The sequence below is a fragment of the Rhodococcus sp. AQ5-07 genome, from assembly GCF_009707305.1.
Lineage (GTDB): Bacteria > Actinomycetota > Actinomycetes > Mycobacteriales > Mycobacteriaceae > Rhodococcus_F > Rhodococcus_F erythropolis.
This window is the reverse complement of sequence record NZ_CP046099.1, coordinates 5,280,857-5,303,698: the sequence shown is the minus strand read 5'-3', so window position 1 is coordinate 5,303,698 and position 22,842 is coordinate 5,280,857. Positions and strand designations below refer to the sequence as shown.

The 22,842-nt window shown below is 61.9% G+C and carries 21 protein-coding genes and 1 tRNA gene; 8 read left to right on the top strand and 14 right to left on the bottom strand.

All coding sequences use genetic code 11. From position 1 onward, the window contains the following. The first annotated feature begins 25 nt into the window (after positions 1–25). Together GJB56_RS24710 and GJB56_RS24705 are read left to right on the top strand one after the other, a co-directional pair. Positions 26–99, top strand: a tRNA-Pro gene (locus tag GJB56_RS24710). A gap of 74 nt (positions 100–173) precedes the next feature. Further along, positions 174–497, top strand: a complete 324-nt coding sequence (locus GJB56_RS24705; protein WP_019746603.1) for a hypothetical protein — start codon at positions 174–176, stop codon at positions 495–497. On the opposite strand, the gene GJB56_RS24700 is transcribed toward GJB56_RS24705, so the two are convergent. Further along, a complete protein-coding gene (locus tag GJB56_RS24700) occupies positions 460–1,791 on the bottom strand; it encodes a wax ester/triacylglycerol synthase domain-containing protein (protein WP_113683533.1) in 1,332 nt (443 codons plus the stop codon). The two genes, GJB56_RS24705 and GJB56_RS24700, sit on opposite strands and share 38 nt — an antisense overlap. 80 nt (positions 1,792–1,871) lie before the next feature. After that, positions 1,872–3,431 (bottom strand): acyl-CoA synthetase, encoded by a 1,560-nt coding sequence (locus tag GJB56_RS24695; protein ID WP_113683532.1) that lies wholly within the window; start codon positions 3,429–3,431, stop codon positions 1,872–1,874. A 189-nt stretch (positions 3,432–3,620) separates the two neighbouring features. Here GJB56_RS24695 and GJB56_RS24690 point away from each other — a divergent pair, with 189 nt between their 5' ends. Next, a complete protein-coding gene (locus GJB56_RS24690; RefSeq protein WP_030535687.1) occupies positions 3,621–4,652 on the top strand; it encodes an ABC transporter substrate-binding protein in 1,032 nt (343 codons plus the stop codon). A gap of 55 nt (positions 4,653–4,707) precedes the next feature. On the opposite strand, the gene GJB56_RS24685 is transcribed toward GJB56_RS24690, so the two are convergent. After that, entirely contained in the window at positions 4,708–5,184 is a 477-nt protein-coding gene (locus tag GJB56_RS24685; RefSeq protein WP_020905958.1) for a MarR family winged helix-turn-helix transcriptional regulator, read from the bottom strand. A gap of 119 nt (positions 5,185–5,303) precedes the next feature. Between GJB56_RS24685 and GJB56_RS24680 the strand changes: the two genes are divergently transcribed. Both GJB56_RS24680 and GJB56_RS24675 read left to right on the top strand, forming a co-directional pair. After that, entirely contained in the window at positions 5,304–6,917 is a 1,614-nt protein-coding gene (locus tag GJB56_RS24680; RefSeq protein WP_113683531.1) for a DHA2 family efflux MFS transporter permease subunit, read from the top strand. A gap of 107 nt (positions 6,918–7,024) precedes the next feature. Continuing rightward, positions 7,025–7,693 (top strand): DUF6891 domain-containing protein, encoded by a 669-nt coding sequence (locus GJB56_RS24675; RefSeq protein WP_046377835.1) that lies wholly within the window; start codon positions 7,025–7,027, stop codon positions 7,691–7,693. Positions 7,694–7,698: 5 nt separating this feature from the next. Here GJB56_RS24675 and GJB56_RS24670 read toward each other — a convergent pair whose 3' ends face one another. The 3 genes from GJB56_RS24670 to GJB56_RS24660 form a co-directional block, all read right to left on the bottom strand. Next, positions 7,699–9,465 (bottom strand): cholesterol oxidase substrate-binding domain-containing protein, encoded by a 1,767-nt coding sequence (locus GJB56_RS24670; protein WP_113683530.1) that lies wholly within the window; start codon positions 9,463–9,465, stop codon positions 7,699–7,701. 96 nt (positions 9,466–9,561) lie between these two features. Beyond that, on the bottom strand, positions 9,562–10,365 hold the full coding sequence (locus tag GJB56_RS24665) for a metal-dependent hydrolase (protein WP_007732353.1): 804 nt from the start codon (positions 10,363–10,365) through the stop codon (positions 9,562–9,564). A gap of 220 nt (positions 10,366–10,585) precedes the next feature. Next, on the bottom strand, positions 10,586–11,050 hold the full coding sequence (locus GJB56_RS24660; RefSeq protein WP_019746594.1) for a hypothetical protein: 465 nt from the start codon (positions 11,048–11,050) through the stop codon (positions 10,586–10,588). A 167-nt stretch (positions 11,051–11,217) separates the two neighbouring features. Here GJB56_RS24660 and GJB56_RS24655 point away from each other — a divergent pair, with 167 nt between their 5' ends. Together GJB56_RS24655 and GJB56_RS24650 are read left to right on the top strand one after the other, a co-directional pair. After that, positions 11,218–11,922, top strand: a complete 705-nt coding sequence (locus GJB56_RS24655; RefSeq protein WP_113683529.1) for a response regulator transcription factor — start codon at positions 11,218–11,220, stop codon at positions 11,920–11,922. Continuing rightward, complete coding sequence (locus GJB56_RS24650; protein WP_113683528.1) at positions 11,919–13,298, top strand: sensor histidine kinase; 1,380 nt, start codon at positions 11,919–11,921, stop codon at positions 13,296–13,298. The genes GJB56_RS24655 and GJB56_RS24650 overlap by 4 nt, the downstream gene beginning before the upstream one ends. Here GJB56_RS24650 and GJB56_RS24645 read toward each other — a convergent pair. From GJB56_RS24645 to GJB56_RS24610, 8 genes are all read right to left on the bottom strand, one after another. Beyond that, positions 13,195–14,184: an LLM class F420-dependent oxidoreductase gene (locus GJB56_RS24645; RefSeq protein WP_020723628.1), complete on the bottom strand. Its 990-nt coding sequence runs from the start codon at positions 14,182–14,184 to the stop codon at positions 13,195–13,197. The genes GJB56_RS24650 and GJB56_RS24645 overlap by 104 nt on opposite strands. Before the next feature lie 6 nt (positions 14,185–14,190). Next, entirely contained in the window at positions 14,191–14,877 is a 687-nt protein-coding gene (locus GJB56_RS24640) for an HAD family hydrolase (RefSeq protein WP_113683527.1), read from the bottom strand. Positions 14,878–15,146: 269 nt separating this feature from the next. Continuing rightward, positions 15,147–16,598, bottom strand: coding sequence for a catalase (locus GJB56_RS24635; RefSeq protein ID WP_113683526.1), 1,452 nt, complete (start codon positions 16,596–16,598; stop codon positions 15,147–15,149). 31 nt (positions 16,599–16,629) lie between these two features. Further along, entirely contained in the window at positions 16,630–17,184 is a 555-nt protein-coding gene (locus GJB56_RS24630) for a Fur family transcriptional regulator (RefSeq protein ID WP_019746588.1), read from the bottom strand. A gap of 287 nt (positions 17,185–17,471) precedes the next feature. Beyond that, positions 17,472–18,119, bottom strand: a complete 648-nt coding sequence (locus tag GJB56_RS24625; RefSeq protein ID WP_113683525.1) for a hypothetical protein — start codon at positions 18,117–18,119, stop codon at positions 17,472–17,474. Then, positions 18,103–19,818 carry a GMC oxidoreductase gene (locus GJB56_RS24620; protein WP_113683524.1) on the bottom strand — a complete coding sequence of 572 codons (1,716 nt, stop codon included), beginning with the start codon at positions 19,816–19,818 and terminating at the stop codon, positions 18,103–18,105. The genes GJB56_RS24625 and GJB56_RS24620 overlap by 17 nt, the downstream gene beginning before the upstream one ends. After that, complete coding sequence (locus GJB56_RS24615; RefSeq protein ID WP_060939240.1) at positions 19,815–21,299, bottom strand: flavin-containing monooxygenase; 1,485 nt, start codon at positions 21,297–21,299, stop codon at positions 19,815–19,817. Before GJB56_RS24615 ends, GJB56_RS24620 begins: the two co-directional genes overlap by 4 nt. Then, positions 21,296–21,820 (bottom strand): TetR/AcrR family transcriptional regulator, encoded by a 525-nt coding sequence (locus tag GJB56_RS24610; protein ID WP_020968240.1) that lies wholly within the window; start codon positions 21,818–21,820, stop codon positions 21,296–21,298. Before GJB56_RS24610 ends, GJB56_RS24615 begins: the two co-directional genes overlap by 4 nt. Positions 21,821–22,003: 183 nt before the next feature. Here GJB56_RS24610 and GJB56_RS24605 point away from each other — a divergent pair, with 183 nt between their 5' ends. Further along, a complete protein-coding gene (locus tag GJB56_RS24605) occupies positions 22,004–22,708 on the top strand; it encodes a response regulator transcription factor (RefSeq protein WP_019746583.1) in 705 nt (234 codons plus the stop codon). Positions 22,709–22,842: the final 134 nt, after the last annotated feature.

Below are 22,842 nucleotides of genomic sequence, written 5' to 3'. Positions count from 1 at the left end.
AATGTAAGCTAACCGAGGTTCGACACGGGGTGTGGCGCAGCTTGGTAGCGCGCTTCGTTCGGGACGAAGAGGTCGTGGGTTCAAATCCCGCCACCCCGACAGTGAAGAACAGCAATCGAGGCCCTTCCGCTCACGCGGGAGGGCCTCGATTGCGTTGACGATAAGGTGAAGCCGTGGCATCCCAACCAGACTTTGCGCACAACGACATGGCGAGCCGTAGCCGACGCGAGAAAGCCGTCGGCCTGGCCAAGTTCGCCTGGGATCGCGATATCAGTAGCGCAGAGTTGCTCGAGATGCCCGACGATCGACTGCGCAAACTCGCACGTGCGGCCGGCGCCAATCCGCCGAGCACGCGGGAGACCTGGACCATCGCGGCCGGACTGCTCGACGAGAAAGCTGTGTGGGCAGCCGCTAACCCTGACCGTCCCGAAGCTCGGCGTGAGCATCCGGACGAGAAGATCATGTGGGTGAAGAAGCCGATCGAGCCCTGGCTGTAGTACTTCGCTCCGCGAGGCATGCCAGAACCCGGGCTGAGTTCCTCTCGAGAACTGTCGCGTAGTTGTCGATGTCACCACTGTCCGGGGATCCGCTGAGCACCGAGATAGCGAGCACGTCACCCACCGAATAGATCCCGTGATTGAAGGGACTCCTCGGTGACACGTATGGGAAAGACACGGTCGACAGGATCTTCGAGGTTCCGAGTGTCATGACAGCGGGACCACGGTTGACACTGCTCGCGACAGTTCCCAGTTTGGGATCCGCGGACAATTCAGATTTGATCGCAATTGCCGGAAGTTCGTATTGCAGTGCGCGTACGGCTCGATATGCGTCGAGATATCCCGCTTTGGCGTGGTTGTTGTTCTTGGTGATGGCGAGAAGTCGCTCCTCGATGTCTACTGTGCCCAACGCCAAGGCGATGTGATAGCAGCCCATGTGATTTTGTCCGCGCACTGCGGCGCCCATGGGCGCCCCGGACATTACTTGCATCGATCGCGGACTCTTCTCACCGAAATATTCTTCCAAAGACAACGAGATCACTGTCTGGGCAATGGCAGTCACCGTAACTCCTGGCCATTCTTTCTTGGCCTCTCGAATCAGTGCCAAATCGAGCATCACCGCCGTTGCCGAACGCTCGCCGGTGAAGGTCACAGCGCCACCACCTGAATCCGGCGCGTCGTACTTCCGGGACTCCGGCAGAGCCCTTAATGCGCGGACATACTTACGCGGCGTTCCAATAATTCCCTTGACGGACGACCACCACGGGTTGAGCGTTGTCAGTTGCGGAACAAAGTCGGGTAATTGCTTCGTCGAAAACAGATCGTGAACGATTTCGTTGTACATCCGTCCGTCCCCCAGAGCATGGGAGGCCTTGAGAATCACTACCGTTGCTTCCCCCTGCACTCCAGGCGCATCGCGAACACCTCGAATTACGTGCAGACGCCACAGACATTGGTAAGGATCTACAAACCGCGCCGCCAACTCGGCAGAGTATTCGAAAACACCTTTCCACGTCGAAATTTCAACATTATCTTCGACGTGGTCGTCGATATCGAACGGTTGGGAGTCAATCCAGTAGGGAAAATTCAACCCACCAGGGACTGTGGTCAAAGTCCATCGCAATTGCGGGATCCTCGACGCGCGCGCAGCAAGGAGTTCAAGTAGCTCTTTTCTATCGAGCGGTAGCGAACTACCTGAATCGAACAGGAATATCGTTAGAACATCCGTAGAACGGTTTTCCACGTTGGCCGCAATCAATCCGAAATCTACCGAGGTCAGTTGCCTGGTGGGCATAAATCTCCAATCGAAATCTTGAAAGCAGGGCGCGAATGGAAGCTGTCAGCGACCTACCTACTTCCGCAGGTGTTTCACGATTATGTACAACCAGCTACGGTTTCGCGAGCCCAACGGTAGTCGGCCTTCCCACTGGGTGAGCGGAGGATGCTGGGTACCAGCACGATCGACCGGGGGATCTTGTACCCAGCCACGTGGGTGCGGCAGTGCTCCGACAATGATTCCGTCGCAACATCTTCGAACCCCGGCCGAACCTGCACGACAGCGGCGACCTTCTCACCGAATCGTGCGTCGGGCGCGCCCGCTACCAAGGCGTCGAAAACTGCCGGGTGAGTTTTGAGTGCCTGCTCCACTTCTTCGGGGTAGACCTTCTCGCCGCCGGAGTTGATGCACATCGAACCGCGCCCGAGCAGCACGATGGTTCCGTCGACTTCCATCGTGCCCATGTCCCCGAGTACCGCCAGCCGCACCCCGTCGACGACAGGAAAAGTTGCAGCAGTCTTGGCGGGGTCGTCGAAGTAGGCCACGGGGACATGGCCGGCCCTGGCGATGAACCCGGTTGCGCCCGAGCCTGGTTCGATGCGACGAAATTCGTCGTCGACAAGAATCATGTTGGGGTTGGATCGAATGCGCTTGGAACCGTCCTCACCGAATTCGACGACGCCGTCGTTGCCGGATTCCGAAGCACCGAAGGCATCCTTGATCACCAGTCCCGGTAATCGGGTTGTCAGTTCTGCCTTCAGGTTCGGGGAGAACAATGCGCCACCCGACCCGATCAGTTTGAGAGTCGAAAGGTCGTAGCGCCCTTCGCTTGCAGCGATGGCGTCGGCGATCGGCCGAGCAATCGCGTCGCCGACGACGGTGATTCCGCTGATCTTCTCGGCCTCGACCAGTCGCAGCACTTCCGTCGGATCGAAGCTGCGAGTCAGCACTCGGGGCGCTCCCATGAGGAAAGCCGTGAGCAGTGAATAGATCGCGGCTCCATGCATGAGCGGCGGGATTAGTAGCAGCACAGTCGGATTGGTGTTCGCCACGGCCGCATCCACAACCTCTTCGAGACTCCGACGCGGCGGCCCGCTGAGGTTCGCTCCGGACAGCGCGGCGAAGAAGAAGTCCTCGTGCCGCCACACCACGCCCTTGGGCATTCCGGTTGTACCGCCGGTGTAGATGATGAAATGGTCGTCGTTGCTTCGCGGGCCGAAGTCGCGAGTATCAGTCTGCGCGGCAAGGGCGTTCTCATAGTCGTCGCCGACGATCAGCACGTGGGAGATCTCCGGACACTGCGGAACCACGGCCAATGCCGTCGGCGCGAATTCCTCTTCGACGAGTAATGCCACCATTTGAGAGTTGGTGTAGATGTACAGGAGTTCTGCATCGGTATAGCGGAAGTTGACGTTGATCGGCACTGCTCTGATCTTCAAGCAAGCCAGGAGCGCTTCGACGTACTCGACGCAGTTACGCATGTGAATACCGACGTGCTGCCCAGGCTCGACGCCGACGGACTGCAGATGATGTGCGAGTCGGTTCGATCGCAGTTCGAGTTCGGCGTAGTTCAACCGCGCGTCTTCCAGAATCAAGGGAACCCGATCGGGGATCGCATCGGCAACGGCCTCGAACAGATCGGCAATGTTCAGGGTCATCGAAATCCTCACTACACGCGTCTTCGCTTACCAGTACAGGTCTTTCGCGAAGCTAACACGTTGGTCGCACCCTGTAGTCCGAATTGCGTAGCGGTCCCGCTGAGCGAGACCTGACGCGCTGCTCACCTGGCATCAACGGTGCGGATACCTCTCTGACCAAGCCCGATAGCCGGAAGGTAGGGTAGCCTAATGCATTCACGCACCACTCTCCGGAGCCGCACGTCGGTCCGGGTCGCCATGCTTGCCCTGGCGACTGTTTTTGCCGCTACGGCCTGCGGTTCTTCCGACGCCGGCGGCAACGCAAACGGCAACACTGATGTCGCAACCGGCGGCAAGCTGTTCAGCACCGCCGACACGGAAACCGCGAAGCTCGGCAGCGATGCTGCGCCCGGCGAGTTCCCACGCACCATCACCCATGCTCTGGGCGAGACCACCCTCGAGGCCAAGCCGACCCGCGTCGTCGTCCTCGACAGTGGCGAACTCGACGAGGTCCTATCGCTCGGGATCACCCCGGTCGGCATCGCCAGCCCGGAAAGTGCCGCCGGTCAGCCGTCGTACCTGGCTGACAAATTGGTCGGCGTCCCCGATGTCGGCACGACCAACAACCTCAACCTCGAGGCGATCACCGCACTGCAGCCAGATCTGATCCTCGGCAGCAAGTTGCGCCAGGACAAGCTTTACCCGCAGCTCGCGGCAATCGCGCCGACGGTCTTCAGCATCCGCCCCGGCTTCCCGTGGAAGGAGAACTTCCTCCTTGCCGGTGACGCACTCGGCGAGGAGACCAAGGCCGAGCAGGTTCTCAACGACTACCAGACGCACGCGGATCAGGTCCGTGAGTCGATCGACGGTTCGCCGACGATCTCGCTGGTTCGCTTCATGTCCGGGAAGCTGCGCCTGTACGGCAACCTGTCGTTCATCGGCGTCATCTTGAAGGACGTCGGCCTGCCACGCCCGGCGATCCAGAACATCAACGAGTTGGCCGTCGAGGTCAGCCCGGAAACGATCACCGAGGCAGAGGGTGACCGAATCTTCTACTCCAGCTACGGAAATCCCGCAGACACCGGTCAGACCACCGTTGTCGCCGGTCCGCTGTGGGCAAGCATGGACGCAGTCAAGGAAGGCCGCGCCACCGAGGTGAGTGACGAGACCTGGTTCCTGGGCCTCGGCCCGACAGGCGCAGGCCTGGTTCTCGACGACCTGCAGGCCAAGCTCGGCAAGTAGCCGTCACCGACACAAAAAAGCCGCCCGACTCTCCGGAGTCGGGCGGCTTTCTTGTTCAGCGGTTGTCCTGCTCGAGGTGTTCGTTCATCGTCGAGTGCAGGTCGACGAGAAATTCCTCGAATCGACTGAGCAGTTCGGGCGGGTATTTCTCCATCATGGCGTCGAGTCGCACGGCAAGTGGGCCGAAGAACTCGTCCGCGAGGTCCTGCACATGCGCACTGCTGTGCAGCGTGACCACGCGACGGTCTGCATTCTCACGGGTCCGGACGATATGTCCCGCCTTCTCCAGGCGGTTGAGCAACGCGGTGGTTGCGCCCGACGTCAGCGAGATCCGCTCTCCGAGGCGGGCGGGCGAGAGCGGCGCCCCCTTCTCCTCGGCAGCGGTGATTTCCATCAAGGCAGTCGCGTCGGTGGAATGCAGGCCGAGCCACGACGCGAATCGATGACTGAATTCGGTGAACGTCCCACCGTACGCGCGGAATTCGTCCATCAGCCGCTCCCGCTCCACGGAGATGTCGCGCGGTGCTTCCACCCCGTGATCCCACCTTTCCTGTGCCAGACGGCGGCCGGTCGAGCCCAGCGCGCACGTTGACAACTTACCGCCTCAAATATACCTTCACTGTGAAGTTACTTCACAATGGAGGTTTATTCGTGAACATCTCACCCACCACTCGCAAGTGGTTGGGCCTGATCGCCATCGCACTCGGCGTGGCACTGATCGTCGTCGACACCACTATCGTCAACGTCATAGTTCCCTCGATCATCGAAGATCTCGGGATCAACTCCGTTCAGGCTCAATGGATCCAAGAGTCCTACGCAATCGTGTTCGCGGCGCTCCTGCTATTGGTCGGCAGAGTTGCGGACCTGGTCGGCGCCCGTCGCATCTTCATCGCCGGTGTCGTCGTGTTCGGCGCAACGAGCCTACTGGCCGGACTGGCACCGAACGGCGGCCTGCTCATCCTGGCGCGATTCCTGCAGGGCGCCGGCGCGGCCATGATCCTGCCCACCTCACTGTCGCTTCTGAACGCGATGTTCACCGGCAAAGCCCGCGGCCAGGCCTTCGCAGTCTGGGGTTCCACCATCGGTGCTGCTTCCGCCCTCGGCCCACTACTCGGCGGCTGGCTTGCCGAACATGCCTCATGGCGTTGGGCATTCGGCATCAATATTCCGCTTGCTGCGCTCATTCTGATCGGCGCGGTGCTGTTCATCGCGCCCTCACCCCGCACCGCTGGGCGCATCGACACCACCGGAGCGGCACTGTCCATCGCCGGCCTGGGCCTGCTCGCCTTCGGCCTCGTCGAGGGACGTACGTATGGGTGGCTGACGACGAAGGAACCCTTCGATCTGTTCGGCCTGTCGTGGTCCAGCGGACCGTCGCCGGTTCTGGTGGCGTTGGTTCTCGCCGTTCTGTCGCTCGGTGCGTTCGCCTACCGTCAAACCATGCTCACCCGCAGCGACGATCCGTCGCGGGCGCTGATGGACGTACGGCTGTTCTCCATCTCGTCGTTCCGCAACGGCAACATCGCGACGCTGATCATCGGGCTCGGTGAGTTCGGAATCGTTGCGGTGCTTCCCCTCTGGCTTCAGTTCACGCTCGGGTACAGCGCACTCCAGGCAGGGCTCGCGCTGGTTCCCATTGCCATCGGCAGCTTTGTCGCCAGTGGTGCGAGCTTCGGAATGGCGTCGAAGGTCTCGCCGTTGGGCTTGGTCCGTATCGGTTTGGCCCTCGAAGCGCTCGGTCTCGCCGGTCTCGGATTCATCGCTGCGACAGACAGCCCCTGGTGGACTATCGCCGCAGTGCTCTTCTTCTACGGCATCGGTGTCGGTTTTGCGACTGCGCAGGTGACCAACGTCGTGCTCGAGGAGATTCCCGAGCAGAGCGCCGGTCAAGGCTCCGGCATTCAGAGTGCGTTCCGCCAACTCGGATCCGCACTGGGCATCGCTGTCCTCACCACGGTCTTCTTCAGCACTCTCAATTCCACGCTGAACAACGACCTCACCGAGTCCGGTGTCGACCAAGCTCAGGCTGATCAGTTGACGCGTGCTGTCACCGACAGCGCGGGCGCCGCCATCGACTCGCTGGCCGGGTCACCGAGCACCGCTTTCGTCGCCGACGCTGCACAGTCTGCAATGACTCACGGGATCACACTCGGCGGATACCTTGCGGCCGGATTTGTCGTGGTCGGCCTGATCGCCACCGCGCTCATCCCGAACAAGCGTGCCCCGTCGACCGAGGAGGAAACAAAGGCAGCAGCCGACGCCTGACGGCCGGATCGGTGCAGTACGGTGCCGGTATGCGATTGCCCTGGTCACGGTCAGCACAGTCACGGTCAGCACCGTCACGGTCAGCACGGTCACGTCAGCCTGCAACGGTGCTCAGCGCGGCCGACATCGTGGCCGTCCGTGAGCAAGCACGCGAATTGGTAGTCCCCGGGTTCGCGACGTTCGATGAAATCTGCGAGGCCGCCCGAGACTGTGTCGAGGGCGGTTTCGAGAACGATGAACTCGGCAGACAGATCGACGCAGTAGTGCGTGAGGTCTGGGACCGAAGGCTCGGGGAGCAGACCCAGTGGGCGGGTCCCGGCGACTTCGAGCGCGTATCCGCCGCCTTCGCAGAACTCGAGCGCAACGGCATCGTGGCCCGCATGAACTTCACCTGCTGCATGCAGTGCGGCACTACCGAAATCGACGACGAACGCACGCCGTCCGAACCGGACGAGAACGGGTATCCCTTTGCTCAGTGGGCGTACACGTTCTTCCACATGCAAGATGCGGAGCGTCTCGGCGACGAGCCGTCCGATCTCTACTTGTCCTACAGTGCGTTTCGTCCGGCCCACGATCTCGATCCCGCGCTGGTCTCCGCCGCGTTCGGCGGCGACGAAACCGCCAAGGCACAGATGATCGCGCACACCGATCAGACCGTCGGGCGCCAGGTAGCCGACGCACTCCGAGCCCAGGGACTGAGCGTCGACTGGAACGGTGACAACAATCAGCGCATCCGCATCTCCGACGTGCGCTGGCGCAAACCACTACCGCAGTAGGAGATTCAGCTGGGTGGCAAGACGCGGTCGATGAACGTATTGCTGAAGACGCGGTGCGGGTCGTGTTCGTCCAGAGTGGCGAGAGCGAAGTCCCAGTTCCCGTCGCCACCGGCACGGAAGGTGGCAGGCACTGTGCTGGTGAGGAATTCGTCGTCCTGGTACGCAGCTTGATCGGTGAATGCCCATCCCTTGGACCACTCCGGACGGAAAGTCGCGTAATCGCCGGAGTAGTTCGCGACCATCCACCGTTCCATCTCGCGAAGGAACGCGGGCAATCCCGCGGTGCCGGGAATCGAGACCACGTTCATCCAGATCGCCGTATCCCAGTCCTGACGATCCGCCCGGGGCCGCACCGCTGACAGATCCGGCACGCCGGCGCTGTCGACAAGGACTTCGCCACTGTCATCGACACCACAGAGACGCACTTCGAACGGCATGTTGACGGGATACTGCCCCAGCGACGCGTAGTGCGTCATTCGCTCGTTCAACCAACTCGTCATCTCGTGGACGACTCGGCCGATGTTGGACCGCTTGGTGATCACCGCGCCGCCGCCCGCTACTACGCGCAACGTCGTGTGCCGCAGGTAGAACAGAACATCTTTTGACCAGCCCCACAGATCGTCGGTGTCGGTCAGCGCCAATCCTGCTGCTACAGCTCCGAACTGAGAGGCGCCGAACAGCGGTGTCGCAGCTTGAAGGCCCTGCGCCACCATCCCCAACGGGGTGGTGACTTCTTCGGGAATCGCGTCGGAGAAGAAGTAGTTGTACGGCCCGCTCACCTCTCGGGACTCCGGTGGTTTGACCGGGGTCGGCGTCCAGACCTTGAGCCACGGTGTTTGCGTGAACGGGAACCAGATCGCCTCCACCCGTCCGGATTTCTCGACAAAACTCTCGTAGGTACGCCCTGGCGAACCGGGAGCAGCAAAGAGTTCTTGCCACGGAATGTCGGTGAAACTCTGGCACCGCAGCCGATAATTCTCCCCGGCTTGCAGCGTCACGGAGGTGACGAAGGTTCGGCCCAGGTGAGTCAGGAAAGCCGTGATCTCGTCATCTGATCGGTGAAAAGTCTTCAGCCCGTAGCGATTGCTGCCTTCGTCCCACGCCACCACCGTGATCTCGGTGATCAGGTTGCTCAGCGACCCGTACGACTGGCCAGGGGTAATCGTCTCCCCCACCGCCGGATACGTTGCCCCGTGAGCGCCGATCGCCAGTGCCCCGGCGATGGACAGCTCACCGATCGCCGGAGAATTGGCCCACCCGAGCCCCTCGCGCTCGAGCGCTGTCAGAATCGCTTCGATACTGGCGCCGGCGCCCGCCGTGACCGTTGCGGGCGTGCCGTGCTGCACCACAACCGAATTCAAGTTCGCCATCGTATCGACCAGCAGAACTCGATCCGAAGGCGCGCCGGGCACCACCGTCAACGGACTCCACCCGTGCATCGTTCCCTTCGCACGCACTGTGTACCCGTTGTCGAACGCCCAGTTGGCGAGGGCGACGACGTCGTCGCTGTGACGCGCCGTCGCCGTCCACACACTCTCGAGCATGATTTCTCGCGACCAGTTCGCGTATGCCTGCTGTGACAACGGAATGTCCGACGGAAATCCGGGCGGTGGCGCGATGGTCGATGCCGAGCCCCAGGGAACAGCTCCCGCCGGTGCCCAGGAAATACCCGCGAGAGCAGCTGCGCCGACACTCGCTGCGAGAAATCCGCGCCGGCTCACACCGTCTTCTCTCGAGCTGTGCTCCGCCTTGCGCTCTGCTTGATGCACCACTGCTCACTCCGTCAGCCGACTCGGTTCATGTCAGGGACGAACGTAGAACAAATATGATTACGATGCCAGTGGTTCCGTAATAAAAGATTTAGATGCTCACTGCACCATCGGAGCGAAGACGGCGTAGATCGCTTCCGGGGCGCCGTCGAAAGCACTGATGATCAACCAGGCAGTCAGGACCGTCAGCGCCGGCCCGATCAGAATCTTCTCGAGGTTCCCACCTGCGCGGATGGACAGAAATGACGGCAGCCGTTGTTCCCACCACCGCTTGCCGCCGAGCGGAATCAGGGGCGCGAGAAACGGCACCCCTTCCTTGGTGATCGCATCGCCGAGACAGTGTGTGGCGCAGCCCAGTGCCACTGCAACACCTAGCCCGGTGGATCCGGCCTCACTCGGATACCACTGCCAGGTGAGGGCCGAGAGCACCAACGCAACGGCGGAGACGGCGAGCCACCCCTTCTCCTTGGCCAATTCACCCGCCAATCCTCGGATCGCCAGCCCGAGGCAGAAGAACAGCGTGATGATGATGGCGGGCTTCCCGAACTGAACAACCAGCGCCGAGACCCCGGCCCCAAGACCGGCGGCAAACAGCGCGGTGTGCGTGAGCGTCCGATGTCCACCACGACGCTTGCCGTCCTTCTTGCCTTTGGTGATGCGGTAGAAGGTCACCGAAATTGCGTCGATACCTTTGGCCAGCGCTTTGCTGAGCGGACCGAATGATCGGGAAACCGTCGACTGACCGGTATCGAGGTCGGGAAGCAAGGCGGCTCCCGCGCACACACCGGCAAAAGTCAAGGTTTCAGCGGTGGATGTGGGCCCTCCCCAATCGAGAGGCAACAACTCTGCAACCACCAACCCCACAGCAGCACCGGACATCGCGTGGGTGGGGCCCATGACCATGAAACACAACACCTTTCGAAACGCGCCCCGCATCAGGCCGTACCGGACCCTCTGCAAGACACCACACACATGACGCCGTCGGCGACGGCCCCGGCATGCTCGCCGAGACCGCCCCGAACGTAGCAAGTGCTACCGACAGGGTTGACCAACCTCCGGACCCGGTTGAGTACGGCCGTACCGTTCCAGGTCAAAGCGGTTCATGCGGAGCTTTTTTCGCTCGTCAGCCCGCAGCAACCGCGCATGACAGGGCAACGCCTTCCTCCAGCGGAGCGACGCCTGCCATGTTGAGCACCTCTGCCGGAACACCCTCGATCGCCGGAGCCCATTCGACGGTCGGCAACGCCGGCACCCCTTCACGCGCAATGAATGTCGCAGCGTCGCCAGGGACTTCGATCGTGATTGCGGCTGTACCCGCCTCCTCGGCGCGCACAACCTTGCCCTCGTCGATGAGCTTCTGCAGTTCCTCGTCGGAAATCGGCGTGGCGGCACCACACGCTACTTCCGGAGCCACACCCGCCTCTGACGGAGCGGTCGCGATCGATCGCACCGCCACCGGCGACCCGTCGGAAATCGGGTTGGAAGCCCAGGCGATTCCCGGCGCCACGGCCATACCGAGGACCGCCACCGACGCCACCACCACACCGGTCCGGCTGGCCCGCTTGCCGTTCACTTTCAATCGCGTCATCGTTGTTCTCCTTGATCGAACGTTCTCGAATTCTCGGCGCGGTCGCATCCGAGAAACCCGAGGTTATGAAGCCAACACTGCAGATCTGTTGTCGGTTTCTTAGGAGTTGATGAGAATGCGGCGGCCCTCGCTCCGAGCGAGGCCCCAGGTCGCAATCCGATGGCACCATGGCTCGAGTGAGTACACGCGAGCGCATCCTGATCGTTGACGACGACGCGAAGGTTCTGAATTCGCTCGAACGTGGACTCCGATTGTCGGGCTTCGACACGGCAACTGCCGTCGACGGACGATCGGCCTTGTCATCGGTGAACAAGCAATGCCCGGCCGCACTCGTTCTCGACGTCAACATGCCCGGCCTCGACGGCGTCGGAGTGGTAACCGCCCTGCGCGCGATCGGCAACGAGGTTCCGATCTGCGTACTCAGCGCCCGAAGTTCCGTGGGTGACCGCATCGCGGGGCTGGAGGCGGGCGCCGACGACTACCTCACCAAGCCCTTCGAATTGGCCGAGCTCGTCGCCAGACTGCGCGCATTGCTACGACGCACGACGCGAGCCACTCCGTCGGTCGACCATCCGATCACGGTGGGACTGCTGACGGTCGATCTCCGTGGCCATCGAGCGCACATCGGCGGTAGGCGAATCGAACTCACCAAAAGAGAATTCGACCTGTTGTCGGTACTCGCCGAGCATGCCGGTGTCGTACTCAGTCGCGCACAACTCCTGCGACTCGTCTGGGGTTACGACTTCGCGGCCGACACCAATGTCGTCGACGTCTTCGTCACCTACCTACGCAAGAAACTCGAAGTCGACGGGGCGCCCCGCGTGATCCACACGGTGCGCGGAGTGGGCTTCGTCCTGAGGGCCGAACGATGAAGCGGCCGCTGTCACTTCAGACCCGGGTAGCCATCGCCTCGGGCCTGGCCGCCGGAATCGTGATTGCCGCGATCGGAATTGCGTTCGCGGTCTTCTTGCGCGTCAACGGATCCGAACAACTCGAACGCACTCTCGATTCCGTCACCCTGGGCGTCGCAGCGAGTGCGCCGAGCCCGCTATTCATCGAAACACCAACTGCAACCACAGAACCATTCGTGGTCAGCCCTGGATTCAATGCCACAACCGTGAGTGCCTTGGCTACCAACGATGTTCGCAGTCGGGACGTTCTCGTGCCCGGCGACAGCGGCGCCGCACTGGCCGTCAGCATCCCTGAAGACCCACTGACCCAGGCAATCCGTGAGCAGCAGTTCCAAGTGGCTGCTGCGGCAGTGGTCGCCATCCTTGCCGCGGCCGGGCTCGGCTGGTTCCTCACAGGCCGAGCCGTCCGGCCTCTACAGCAATTGACCGAGACCACCAGTTCGATCGGCAACAACCTCGACGCCGAAGGACTCTCGCGCCGGGCACCGTCGGTTCGTGGAACGCGCGAAGCCGAAGAACTGTCGGAGGCAATCCACAGCATGCTCAGTCGCATCGAAACCGATAGAAGCCGCACCGAAGAGGCGTTGGAGTCGGCGCGCGATTTCGCTCGCGTCTCCGCCCACGAACTACGCACACCTCTCACATCGATGCGTACCGATCTCGAAGTTCTCGCAACACTGGATCTCACGGAAAGCCAACGCCGCGAACTGTCCAGCGAGTTGTTGGAGGCGCAGCGCCAGATCGAGCGCACCCTGACCGATCTCGAGACGCTCGCCCTGGGTGAAGTGGCCGATCCGGAGGATTGTGCCGACGTCGATCTCGTGGAGGTTGCCGATCGCGCCGTCGCTGACGCCGGCCGTTTGCACCCTCAGGTCGACGTTCGTTTGAAAGCACCGGAAGAACTTTCGGTTCAGGCCTTTCCCGCGGGCATCCGTCTGGTGTTGACCAACGCCGTCACCAACTCCGTTCGGCACGGCAATGCCGACGAAGTCGAGATCACCGTCCGATCAGGGGCTGCCACCGGTTCGGCGACGGTATTCGTCGACGACAACGGCACCGTGATCGCGCCGTCGGAACGCGAAGCGATGTTCGAACGATTTGTTCGTGGTACCGGAGCCGGCGACGCCGGAAGCGGTTTGGGGTTGGCCCTCGTCGCGCAGCAGGCGCGGCTGCACGGCGGTAGCGCGCGACTCGACGCGAGCCCACTAGGCGGAACTCGATTGATTTTCTCGATCAACCCAATTCGACGTGCAGAGCCTCGAGCAGTGGCTTGGCTGCCTCGTCGAAGAATCGGTCTTGGGTATCTCCACCGATCTGTACCAGCGCTACATCGGTGAACCCGGCATCCGTGTACGCCTTGACTGCCTCCACGATGACATCGAGATCAGGACCACACGGAATACTTTCCGCCACATCCTCTTTGCGCACGAACTGAGTCGCACCTGCGAAACTCGCCGGTGTGGGTAGTTCGGAGTTCACAGACCACCCTCCACCGAACCACCGGAACTGCTGATGAGCGCGAGCGATGGCCGTGTCGCGATCAGGATCCCACGAGATCGGAATCTGACCGATGGTCCGGCCTGCTGGCGCCAACCCGTACGCCCGTCCGTGAACATGCTTCCACTGGTGCACCAGATCCGAATCCGGTTGCACGGCAATCAGGTCATCGGCCATCGGACCGAAACGCTCGACAGACTTGTCGCCGGACATGGCCAGCGCCAGGGGAACCGGGTTCTCCGGGAGATCCCAGATCCGCGCGGACTGAACGTCGAAGTACTCCCCCTTCCAGCTCACCAGATCTCCGGCAAGCAGTGCGCGAATGATGCTCACTGCCTCCTGCAGCATGTCGTGCCGGGTGTCGACGGACGGCCACCCCTCGCCGACCACATGCTCGTTCAGGCTCTCGCCACTTCCCAATCCCAGTGTGAAGCGCCCGTCCGCGAGGATCTGGATCGTCGCGGCTTTCTGCGCGACCACGGCAGGGTGATACCTGACGGTCGGACAAGTCACATACGTCATCAACCCGACTCGCTCGGTGGCGTGGGCAACTGCTCCCAGCACCGACCAGGCGTAGGGCGCATGCCCCTGCTCGGTCAGCCACGGCGAGTAATGATCACTCATCACTTCGAAGTCGAAGCCGACTTCTTCGGCCCGAACTGCATGGCGGACCAGTTCTTTCGGGCCGGCCTGTTCGGTCATCAAGGTATAGCCGAATCGTGCCATCACTGATCAACTCCCGGTATCTAGGCCTGAAACGAGTTCGGAAATCACACTGCCGTCGAGGTGGTCGAGAAGGTCGCGGGCGTCGTCGTACACCGTCGCCGCACCCGCGCCTTCGAGTTCGTCGGTCGACATGCCGCCGCTGCGCACTCCCACAGCCACAACGCCCGCCGATGTCGCCGCCTTCATGTCCCAGACGGCGTCTCCGACCATGACCGCATCGCCCGCGTCGACACCTGCCTTCGCGAGCGCGATTTCGATCAGGTCCGGATCAGGCTTGGCCTCGTCGACGGATTCCGAAGAGGTCGCGGCGTAGATCATTTCGTCGATGTCGAGCGTCTGGCGCAACAACTCCAGTTCGTCGTCGGGCGCCGAGGTAGCGAGCACGACGTGCAGTCCGAGCGAGTGAACTCGGCGGATCAACTCTCGCGCTCCCGGCAGTACTCGGAGACGGTCAGCCGACTGCCGGTAGTACTTGGTGTGAAGTTCCTTGGCCCGAGGCCCGCACCCGTCGATGTCTTCGCCGAGCAACGTCTCCAGTAGTTGGTCTCCGTCCATGCCGATGCAGCGGTGCACCCGCCACGCGTCAACCGGGCGACCCACCTCGAAGAAGGCTCGCGACCACGCTTCTACATGCAGATAGTTGGAATCGACGAGCGTTCCGTCGATGTCGAAGAGAACTGCACCTGTTGCCATGGGAATTGACTGCCCAACACCTCGGTTCGCGAAACTTGTGCCCCGAGCATTCTCCGCTCGAGAAGCGGATCATGGAGAGTGCGGACAGCAGAAGTGCACGTCGAACAGGGGTGTCGTCATGGAGTCAGTGGTTGTGTTCCTTCTGGCATGCTTCGTCTACTGGTTCGCACTGCTGTAGTTGGGCAGACAAAAACGGACCGCTGCGGGGAAGTGATTTCCCTTGCAGCGGTCCGCATTCGGTAAACCGAGGCGATGCTCATGTCAGCGGGTCACTGACCTGCGCGTACAGCTTCTTCGACGCGCTTGCCCAAATCTGCGTCGACGTTCTTCCAGTACTCGAAGACACGCAGTAGAACTTCTTCGCTGACGCCGGCAAGGGCGTGGCCGACGATGTTGCTCACCAGGCGCTCACGAGCTGCGTCGTCGAGAACTTCACGGACCAGCGTTCCGGCCTGCGTGAAGTCGCCGTCCTCGGCGTGCTCGATGTATCCGGCGCGCACTGCCTTGCCGTCGAACGACCACAGGCCTTCGTCACCGGCAACAGACGGATCGGCGTGAGGTCCGCCGTACGAGTTGGGTGCGTACACCGGCGTCGACGGGGAATTGAAGCTGTACCGCATGGCGCCCTCCTTGGAGTAGGAGTTCACCTCGTTCTTCGGGGCGTTGACCGGCAGGTCGGCGTAGTTGGTGCCGATGCGGTAACGATGTGCGTCGGCGTAGGAGAAGACGCGGCCCAGAAGCATCTTGTCCGGGCTGAATCCGATGCCGGGCACCACGTTCGACGGCTCGAAGGATGCCTGCTCGATCTGCGCGAAGAAGTTCTCCGGGTTACGGTTCAGCGTCCACTTGCCGACCTCGATCAGCGGGTAGTCCTTCTGGGACCAGACCTTGGTGAGGTCGAACGGGTTGAAGCGGTAGCCTTCGGCCTCGTCGACCGGCATGATCTGAACCTTGAGGGTCCAGCTCGGGAAATTACCGGCCTCGATGGCGTTGTACAGATCCGCGCGGTGGTAGTCGGGATCGCTACCGGCGAGGCTGTCTGCTTCTGCCTGCGTCAGGAACTCGATGCCCTGATCGGTCTTGAAGTGGTACTTCACCCAGAAGCGTTCACCCGCAGCGTTGACCCACTGGTAGGTGTGCGATCCGAAGCCGTCCATGTTGCGCCAGGTCTTCGGGATACCGCGGTCACCCATCAACCAGGTCACCTGGTGAGCCGTTTCGGGACGCAGAGTCCAGAAGTCCCACTGCATGTCGTGGTCACGAAGACCGGAGCCTGGCAGTCGCTTCTGCGAACGGATGAAGTCGGGGAACTTGATGGCGTCCTTGATGAAGAACACCGGGGTGTTGTTGCCGACGAGGTCGTAGTTTCCCTCTTCGGTGTAGAACTTCATCGCAAAACCGCGCGGATCGCGCCAGGTGTCCGGGCTGCCCTGCTCACCGGCGACGGTGGAGAAGCGGACGAGCGACTCGGTCTTCTTACCCGGCTGCAGGAACGCGGCCTTCGTGTACTTGCTGACGTCGTGTGTGATGACGAGTTCACCGAAAGCGCCGCCGCCCTTGGCGTGGACGATGCGCTCCGGGACACGCTCGCGGTTGAACTGCGCGAGCTTCTCGATCAGGTAGTGGTCGTGAAGGAGCACCGGCCCCTGAATACCCGCGGTCAGCGATTCGTCATCACTTGCGACCGCGATACCGAAATTGTTGGTGGTGGGCTTGGTCATGGCGAAGCCTCCTAGCGTTGTGGGCTGGGCGTCAGAGGAGCGGGGCTGCATCCGAGCCGAACGCATGGGCTGCATGCGAAGGGGCTGGCTCGGAGGTTCTGGACGCATCAATTCGATTCTGCGAGACCGTGTCCGACGCGGTGTCGGATTCGGCAGAATTCTTCAGGCAATCTTCGCAACGGCCCCAGAACACGACCTCGGCTTCGTCGATTTCGAAGCCGTGATTATCGGAAGGTTCGAGGCAGGGAGCTTGGCCGACAACACAATCGACGTCGACGACCTTGCCGCAGCCGCGACAGACGAGGTGATGGTGGTTGTCACCAGTTCTCGTCTCGAACCGTGCGGGTGAACCCGCCGGCTCGATGCGTCGCAGCAATCCTGCGTTCACGCATGCCTTGAGCACGTCGTAAACGGCCTGTGTGGATACCGATCCGAGCTGCTGCCGCACGAGTGCTGCAACAGAATCGGCGTCTGAATGCGGTTGGGCTGTAACCGCATCCAGCACGGCGAGGCGCGGAGCAGTGATCCTCAACCCGACGGCGCGAAGTTGCGCTCGGGGGTCGAAGTCATGCTCTCCGTCTCGCATGTTTCCCAGTATGCCGCTTTTCTGGAATTAGTCAAGAAAAGGATTGCCTAAGTTGAATCGAGACCGGCGTCACATACCCGGGACGGGAACAAATGCGGGGCGACCACCGTTGAACACCCTGTCGGCGTCCGAACAAGCCCCGGGCCCCACCCCTTTTGTCGCTGCGAGCGACCACCCGCCGAGAGGCGCCTGTGGGACGTCGACACCCAACTTTTTACACAACACGAGCAAGGCCGCCCAATCACTGACGGGCGGCCTTGCTCGTTCCTTCGCAGGTCAACCCCCCGCTATCGGTGCTTGGCTGCTCCCGTAGTCATTTTTCCGCCCAGAATCACGGCGCCGTGATGAGTGCCCGATGCCAACCAGTTCGGCAGTGTCGGCCCCTCTGCCTCGACGCTCACGCGCGCATATCGGAACGACCCCGTCAGCGTGGCCGACGCGATCGCCAGACCTCCACCGGATTCCGGCTGCGCAAATCCCAACGCCCCGGCAATCGGCAGACGCGGCCCGAGCATCCGCGTGTCCGAACGCACCCGCCATCCGTCGCCGGTTGCAATGAATTTCTGCTGCACGTCTCCGTCGAACTCGGCCAGGACCTTGGGTAGTTGCCAGTGGAACCGTCCGCCGTGCACCGACGGTTCCGAATCCACCGCGATGAAAGGGACCGCCATCCGCGGCATAGGCCCGATCCGTTTCCCTGGCGCATGCAAGACCGGACTGGCGAGGATCTCGCGATACGGGCCGACCGGCGAATCGAGGTAGTCCACCATCATTGCTACCGTCACCGGAATCGTTCGACCGTCTGGCCCGAGTTCCCGCGCCGCCGGCGTACTGCGGTGCCACCACAGTGTTGCGCGAACGGAAGCGGGCCACGGCGGCGGATCGCTCACCGGCCAGTCGACGCGGTCACTTGTCGATTCAGGCACGCTCCACATCGGACACCTTCTCAGCTCGAACGGTCAGGGGAAGCCGCAAAGCACCTGGTGCATGCGTCGGCACCACCGGGTTGGACGGCAACGTCGGATCGATACGTACGTATGGTTCGCCGGTCTTCGGGCGGGCGTCTGCGGCACCTCTGTTCGGCCACATCGCGCACGCTCGTTCCGCCTGCGCAGTGATGGTCAGGGAAGGATTCACGCCGAGATTCGCGCTCACCACCGAACCGTCCATGACGTGCAGGCCGGCATGTCCGTAAGCACGGAGATACGGATCCACGACGCCACTCGCCGCGCTGTCACCGATTGCGCAGCCACCCAGAAAGTGCGCCGTCATCGGGATATTCACGATCTCGGCGATGGAACCGCCCGGGTCACCGTCGATCTTCTCGGCGACCTTGCGAATAGCTGTATGGCCCTGCGGAATCCACTGGGGAGGTGGATCACCCGGTCCCGGCCTACTGGTGAGGGAACGCCCGAATCGTTTGGTGTTCTTGGAAAGCTCGAGGGAGTTGTCGTCGGTCTGCATCACCAGCGCGATGACGGTTCGCTCGGACCAGTTCCGTACCGACAAGGACCGGAAGAAGGCACCTGGGTGCCGTGCCGCGACCGCCAGAGTCTTCAGCACCCGGGGAGTTCGCCCACCACCGTCACTCAGGACGGTCTGCAGAAGTCCTATTGCATTGCTGCCCTTGCCGTATCGCACCGGCTCGATGTGCGTGTGATCATCCGGGTGAAAGGATGATGTGATCGCTACGCCCTGCGTGAAGTTCCGTCGACGCGACTTCGACGTTGCGGCCAGTACGGCTTCGGAATTGGTACGTACAACGGTGCCCAGAGTGTCCGACAGGTCAGGCAGGGCACCGGATTCCTTCATACCGAGCAGCAGTCTCGCCGTTCCGTAAGTTCCGGCGGCTACCACCACCTGATCGGCGGTGAACCGAACTTCTCGCCGGCGGACGCCGTCCGTTCGCCTCGCAAGCAGGTGATAACCACCGCTTGCGCTCGGCCGAAGGTCGGTGACGGTCGTGAGCGGATGAACCCTGGCGCCCGCTTGCTCGGCGAGATGGAGGTAGTTCTTGACCAGCGTGTTCTTCGCCCCGACTCGGCACCCGGTCATGCATCCCCCGCATTCGGTGCAACCGGTGCGTTCGGGCCCTTTTCCGCCGAAGAACGGGTCCGGCACGGAAACTCCTGCCTCCCCGAAGAAAACACCGACGGGGGTGGACGTGAAGGTCTCCCCCACGCCCATCTCTTCGGCTACGTCTTTCATTACCGCATCGGCCGGAGTGAAGGACGGATTGGTGCGAACACCCAACATCCGTTTGGCCTGGTCGTAGTACGGCGCCAGTTCGTCGTGCCAGTCCGTGATGTGCGCCCACTGACGGTCTTCGAAGAACCGCATGGGTGGCTGATACAACGTGTTGGCGTAGTTCAACGATCCGCCCCCGACGCCGGCTCCCGCCATCACGAGTACGTCCGGAAGAAGGTGGATACGCTGAACCCCATAACATCCGATCCACGGCGCCCACAGGTACTTTCGCATCCGCCAACTGGTTTCGGGCAACTCGTCGTCGGCAAACCGTCGACCGGCTTCGAGCACCCCGACACGGTAGCCCTTCTCCGTCAGGCGAAGAGCGGCGACACTGCCACCGAATCCCGATCCGATTACCACCACGTCGTAGTGCGTCGTGGTCATGCCTGGACGCTTTCGATCTTGCGAGCGGAGTAGTTCTCACGATCGAAATGCTCCAGCAGCGAACGGAATTTGAATGTGAACGTCGGCCACTGCACCGAGTTGCGCCCCTCCGGATCGATGTACCAACTCGAGCATCCGCCCTTGTTCCACACCGTGTGCTGCAACTCGTGCTGAATTCCCTTGTTGTAGTGCACCTGTACCGACTCGTTGACATCAAGAGCGTCCAGTCGCTCACGTTTCATGGTGTTCAACGCGTCGTTGACGTACTCGGCCTGGGACTCGAGCATGTACACGATCGAACTGTGTCCGAGGTTGGTGTTCGGACCGTACATGAGGAACAGATTCGGGAACCCGCTGACCGCAGTGCCCTTGTAGGCATTGGGGCTACCGTTCCAATGCGCGGCCAGCGTTTCGCCACGTTTTCCGGTGATCAGATGCGCCACAGGCGGTTCCGTCGGCGTGAACCCCGTGGCGAAGATGATGGTGTCGACCTTGTGCTCGACTCCGTGCCCGTCGACCACCCCGCCCTCGGTGACCGAGACGAGCCCGCTGTCGACCAGGCTCACGTCCGCGCGGTCGAGGGTGCGCAACCAGTCGTTGGACAGAAGCATGCGCTTGCAACCGATCGTGAAATCGGGAGTCAGTTTCCGGCGCAACTCCGGATCTTTCACCTGTCTGCGCAGATGGAGGCGCGCGGCCGCCTCGAAGGCCGGCAGGACCCACGTCGCATGTGACATCGCGGCACCGAGCAACTCGCGAAAACCGTAAACCGCTCCGCGAACAACTTTCTGCGTAGCGGGAATCCGCGAGTAGACGGCCTTCTGCGCCGCAGGCAGGGTGCGATCCATTCGCGGAATCACCCAGGCCGGAGTTCTCTGGAACACGGTGACATGGGCAGCAGGGTCGGCAATTTCGGGAACGAACTGAACCGCCGACGCTCCCGTTCCGATCACGGCTACGCGCTCACCACGCAGTTCGTGTTCGTGGTTCCACGTCGCCGAATGGAAAGTGGTACCGGAGAACTGGTCGAGACCGGGAAAGTCGGGAATCTTTGGAGTCGACAACGCCCCGGTCGCAGCGACCAGCGTCTTGGCCGTCAATGCCCCTCGGGATGTCCGGACACGCCACAGCGCCGCATCCTCGTCCCACACAGCAGCTTCGAGTTCGCAGTTCAGGACTACGCGATCCACGATGCCGGTGTCTGCCGCCACCTTCTTCAGATAGTCGTAGATCTCGGGCTGACGAGCGAAGGTATGACTCCAATCGGCGCTCGGCGCAAAAGAATACGAGTACAGCGCCGTCGGCACGTCACAGGCGCACCCTGGGTAGGTGTTGTCGCGCCAAGTGCCGCCGATGTCAGCTCCGCGCTCGATCAACACGACGTCCGCCGCGCGATTGTCGCGAAGCATTCTGGCTGCCAAGCCCATACCGGCGAATCCGGCACCGACGATCAGCGTTTCGACATGTTCGGGAAGCTTCACTTCTTCTCCACTCGGGATTGCCAGGCCGGCAACAGTCGCGCTCTGAGCGCGTCGTCGGCTTCGGGTGTACGGAAAAGGGCTGAGACTGCAAGACCGCGGACGAGTTCGATGGTGAGTTCAACCGACTCGGAATCGAATCGATCGCCGAACAACTCGGCGCTACCGAACTCGAGTGCCTCACTGACCTTGCGTTCGAGGGGCACCGTCGCCGCATGCAGAACAGGATCGGTTCGCGCCGCGACCCACAATTCGAGGGCGGCGTAGAACAGTGGCCCGGAGAACGCGTCCGCCAGGACCTCGAGACCTCGGCCGCGATCCACTTCAGCGGTGAGGATTTCTTCCAGTCGCTTGTCGACCAGATACTCGACGGCCGCAACGACCAGCGATTCCTTGGTCGGAAAGTGATGCAGTTGCGTACCTCGCGAGACCCCTGCGCGGCGGGCGATCTCCTGGGTGCTGGTCCGGGCGTAGCCCAGTTCGACAAGCGATTCGACAGCGGCGTCGAGCAGGCGCCCACGCATCGCGGCAGTTCGTTCGGCCTGCGTACGGCTTACTTTCGCATCGGAAGTGGTCTCGGTCACAAGACAACTGTAGAGCCGAAACGTAAAACAGTCCAGGCTGACTTCAAATCTTGATACGTAACATACCGATCAGTCAGCTCTGCCTGATAACGTCCTCGCATCGAGCGGAGGGAAACAATCGCTATGCCAGAGCAAACTGCATTTCCACACCGCCGTGTCGGACTGGTGGAAGACCACGAGTCGGTGGCTATCGGCTTGTCCGTGATGCTGAAGGACGAGCCAGATATCGAGTTGGTGTGCATCGCGACCACTGTGTCCGAGATGCTCGCTCAGAACGTCAGCTTGGATCTGGCAATTCTCGACCTCCGACTGGCCGACGGTTCATCGCCCAAGAGCAACGTCGAGGAACTGCGGGCCGCGGGGCTCGAGACATTGATCTTCACCGGGGCGGAAAACCCGTTCCTCGTTCGCTCGGCCGCCCGTGCCGGCGTACTGGGCGTTGTGCGCAAGTCCGAACCGACTGCCGTCGTGATTGATGCAATACGCGCCGCCGCGTCGGGAAGGCAGGTGGTGACGACGGAGTGGGCTGCCGCAATCGACGGGGATCCAGGTCTCGACGAGGTGGGTCTGAGCCCTCGACAACTCGAGGTCCTCGAACTTTACGCATCCGGAGAGAAGGCAGATCGCGTTGCGCGACTCACCGGTTTGGCGCCGCAGACGGTCAACGATTACCTCCAACGCATCAGGCAGAAATATGCGGCTGCCGGACGGCCGGCCCCCACAAAGACAGATCTGTACAAACGCGCGGTCGAGGACGGGGTGTTACCGATTCCGGAACGCAGGAATCTCGGTAGAAATCTGACCTTGACTAACAATGACCTTCAGTAATGAAAAAGTTCGGTAACGATTGATTTCGCTGAGGCTGCCCCTGGAAATATGGGCAGAGGAATTGATGTCTGGGAAAAATGGCCAACTTCGACTTACATTCACCTGGTAAGAAGACGGCGCTGTCGGGGAGTCTG

Coding starts and splice junctions, on each gene's coding strand:
- GJB56_RS24650 (WP_113683528.1), top strand. CDS start 11,919: ATGAAGCGGCCGCTGTCACTTCAGACCCGGGTAGCCATCGCCTCGGGC.
- GJB56_RS24695 (WP_113683532.1), bottom strand. CDS start 3,431: ATGACCCTGAACATTGCCGATCTGTTCGAGGCCGTTGCCGATGCGATC.
- GJB56_RS24640 (WP_113683527.1), bottom strand. CDS start 14,877: ATGGCAACAGGTGCAGTTCTCTTCGACATCGACGGAACGCTCGTCGAT.
- GJB56_RS24610 (WP_020968240.1), bottom strand. CDS start 21,820: ATGCGTGGGCGCCTGCTCGACGCCGCTGTCGAATCGCTTGTCGAACTG.
- GJB56_RS24625 (WP_113683525.1), bottom strand. CDS start 18,119: ATGTGGAGCGTGCCTGAATCGACAAGTGACCGCGTCGACTGGCCGGTG.
- GJB56_RS24700 (WP_113683533.1), bottom strand. CDS start 1,791: ATGCCCACCAGGCAACTGACCTCGGTAGATTTCGGATTGATTGCGGCC.
- GJB56_RS24635 (WP_113683526.1), bottom strand. CDS start 16,598: ATGACCAAGCCCACCACCAACAATTTCGGTATCGCGGTCGCAAGTGAT.
- GJB56_RS24665 (WP_007732353.1), bottom strand. CDS start 10,365: ATGGTCATGGGCCCCACCCACGCGATGTCCGGTGCTGCTGTGGGGTTG.
- GJB56_RS24660 (WP_019746594.1), bottom strand. CDS start 11,050: ATGACGCGATTGAAAGTGAACGGCAAGCGGGCCAGCCGGACCGGTGTG.
- GJB56_RS24645 (WP_020723628.1), bottom strand. CDS start 14,184: ATGGCACGATTCGGCTATACCTTGATGACCGAACAGGCCGGCCCGAAA.
- GJB56_RS24655 (WP_113683529.1), top strand. CDS start 11,218: ATGGCTCGAGTGAGTACACGCGAGCGCATCCTGATCGTTGACGACGAC.
- GJB56_RS24605 (WP_019746583.1), top strand. CDS start 22,004: ATGCCAGAGCAAACTGCATTTCCACACCGCCGTGTCGGACTGGTGGAA.
- GJB56_RS24690 (WP_030535687.1), top strand. CDS start 3,621: ATGCATTCACGCACCACTCTCCGGAGCCGCACGTCGGTCCGGGTCGCC.
- GJB56_RS24620 (WP_113683524.1), bottom strand. CDS start 19,818: ATGACCACGACGCACTACGACGTGGTGGTAATCGGATCGGGATTCGGT.
- GJB56_RS24630 (WP_019746588.1), bottom strand. CDS start 17,184: ATGCGAGACGGAGAGCATGACTTCGACCCCCGAGCGCAACTTCGCGCC.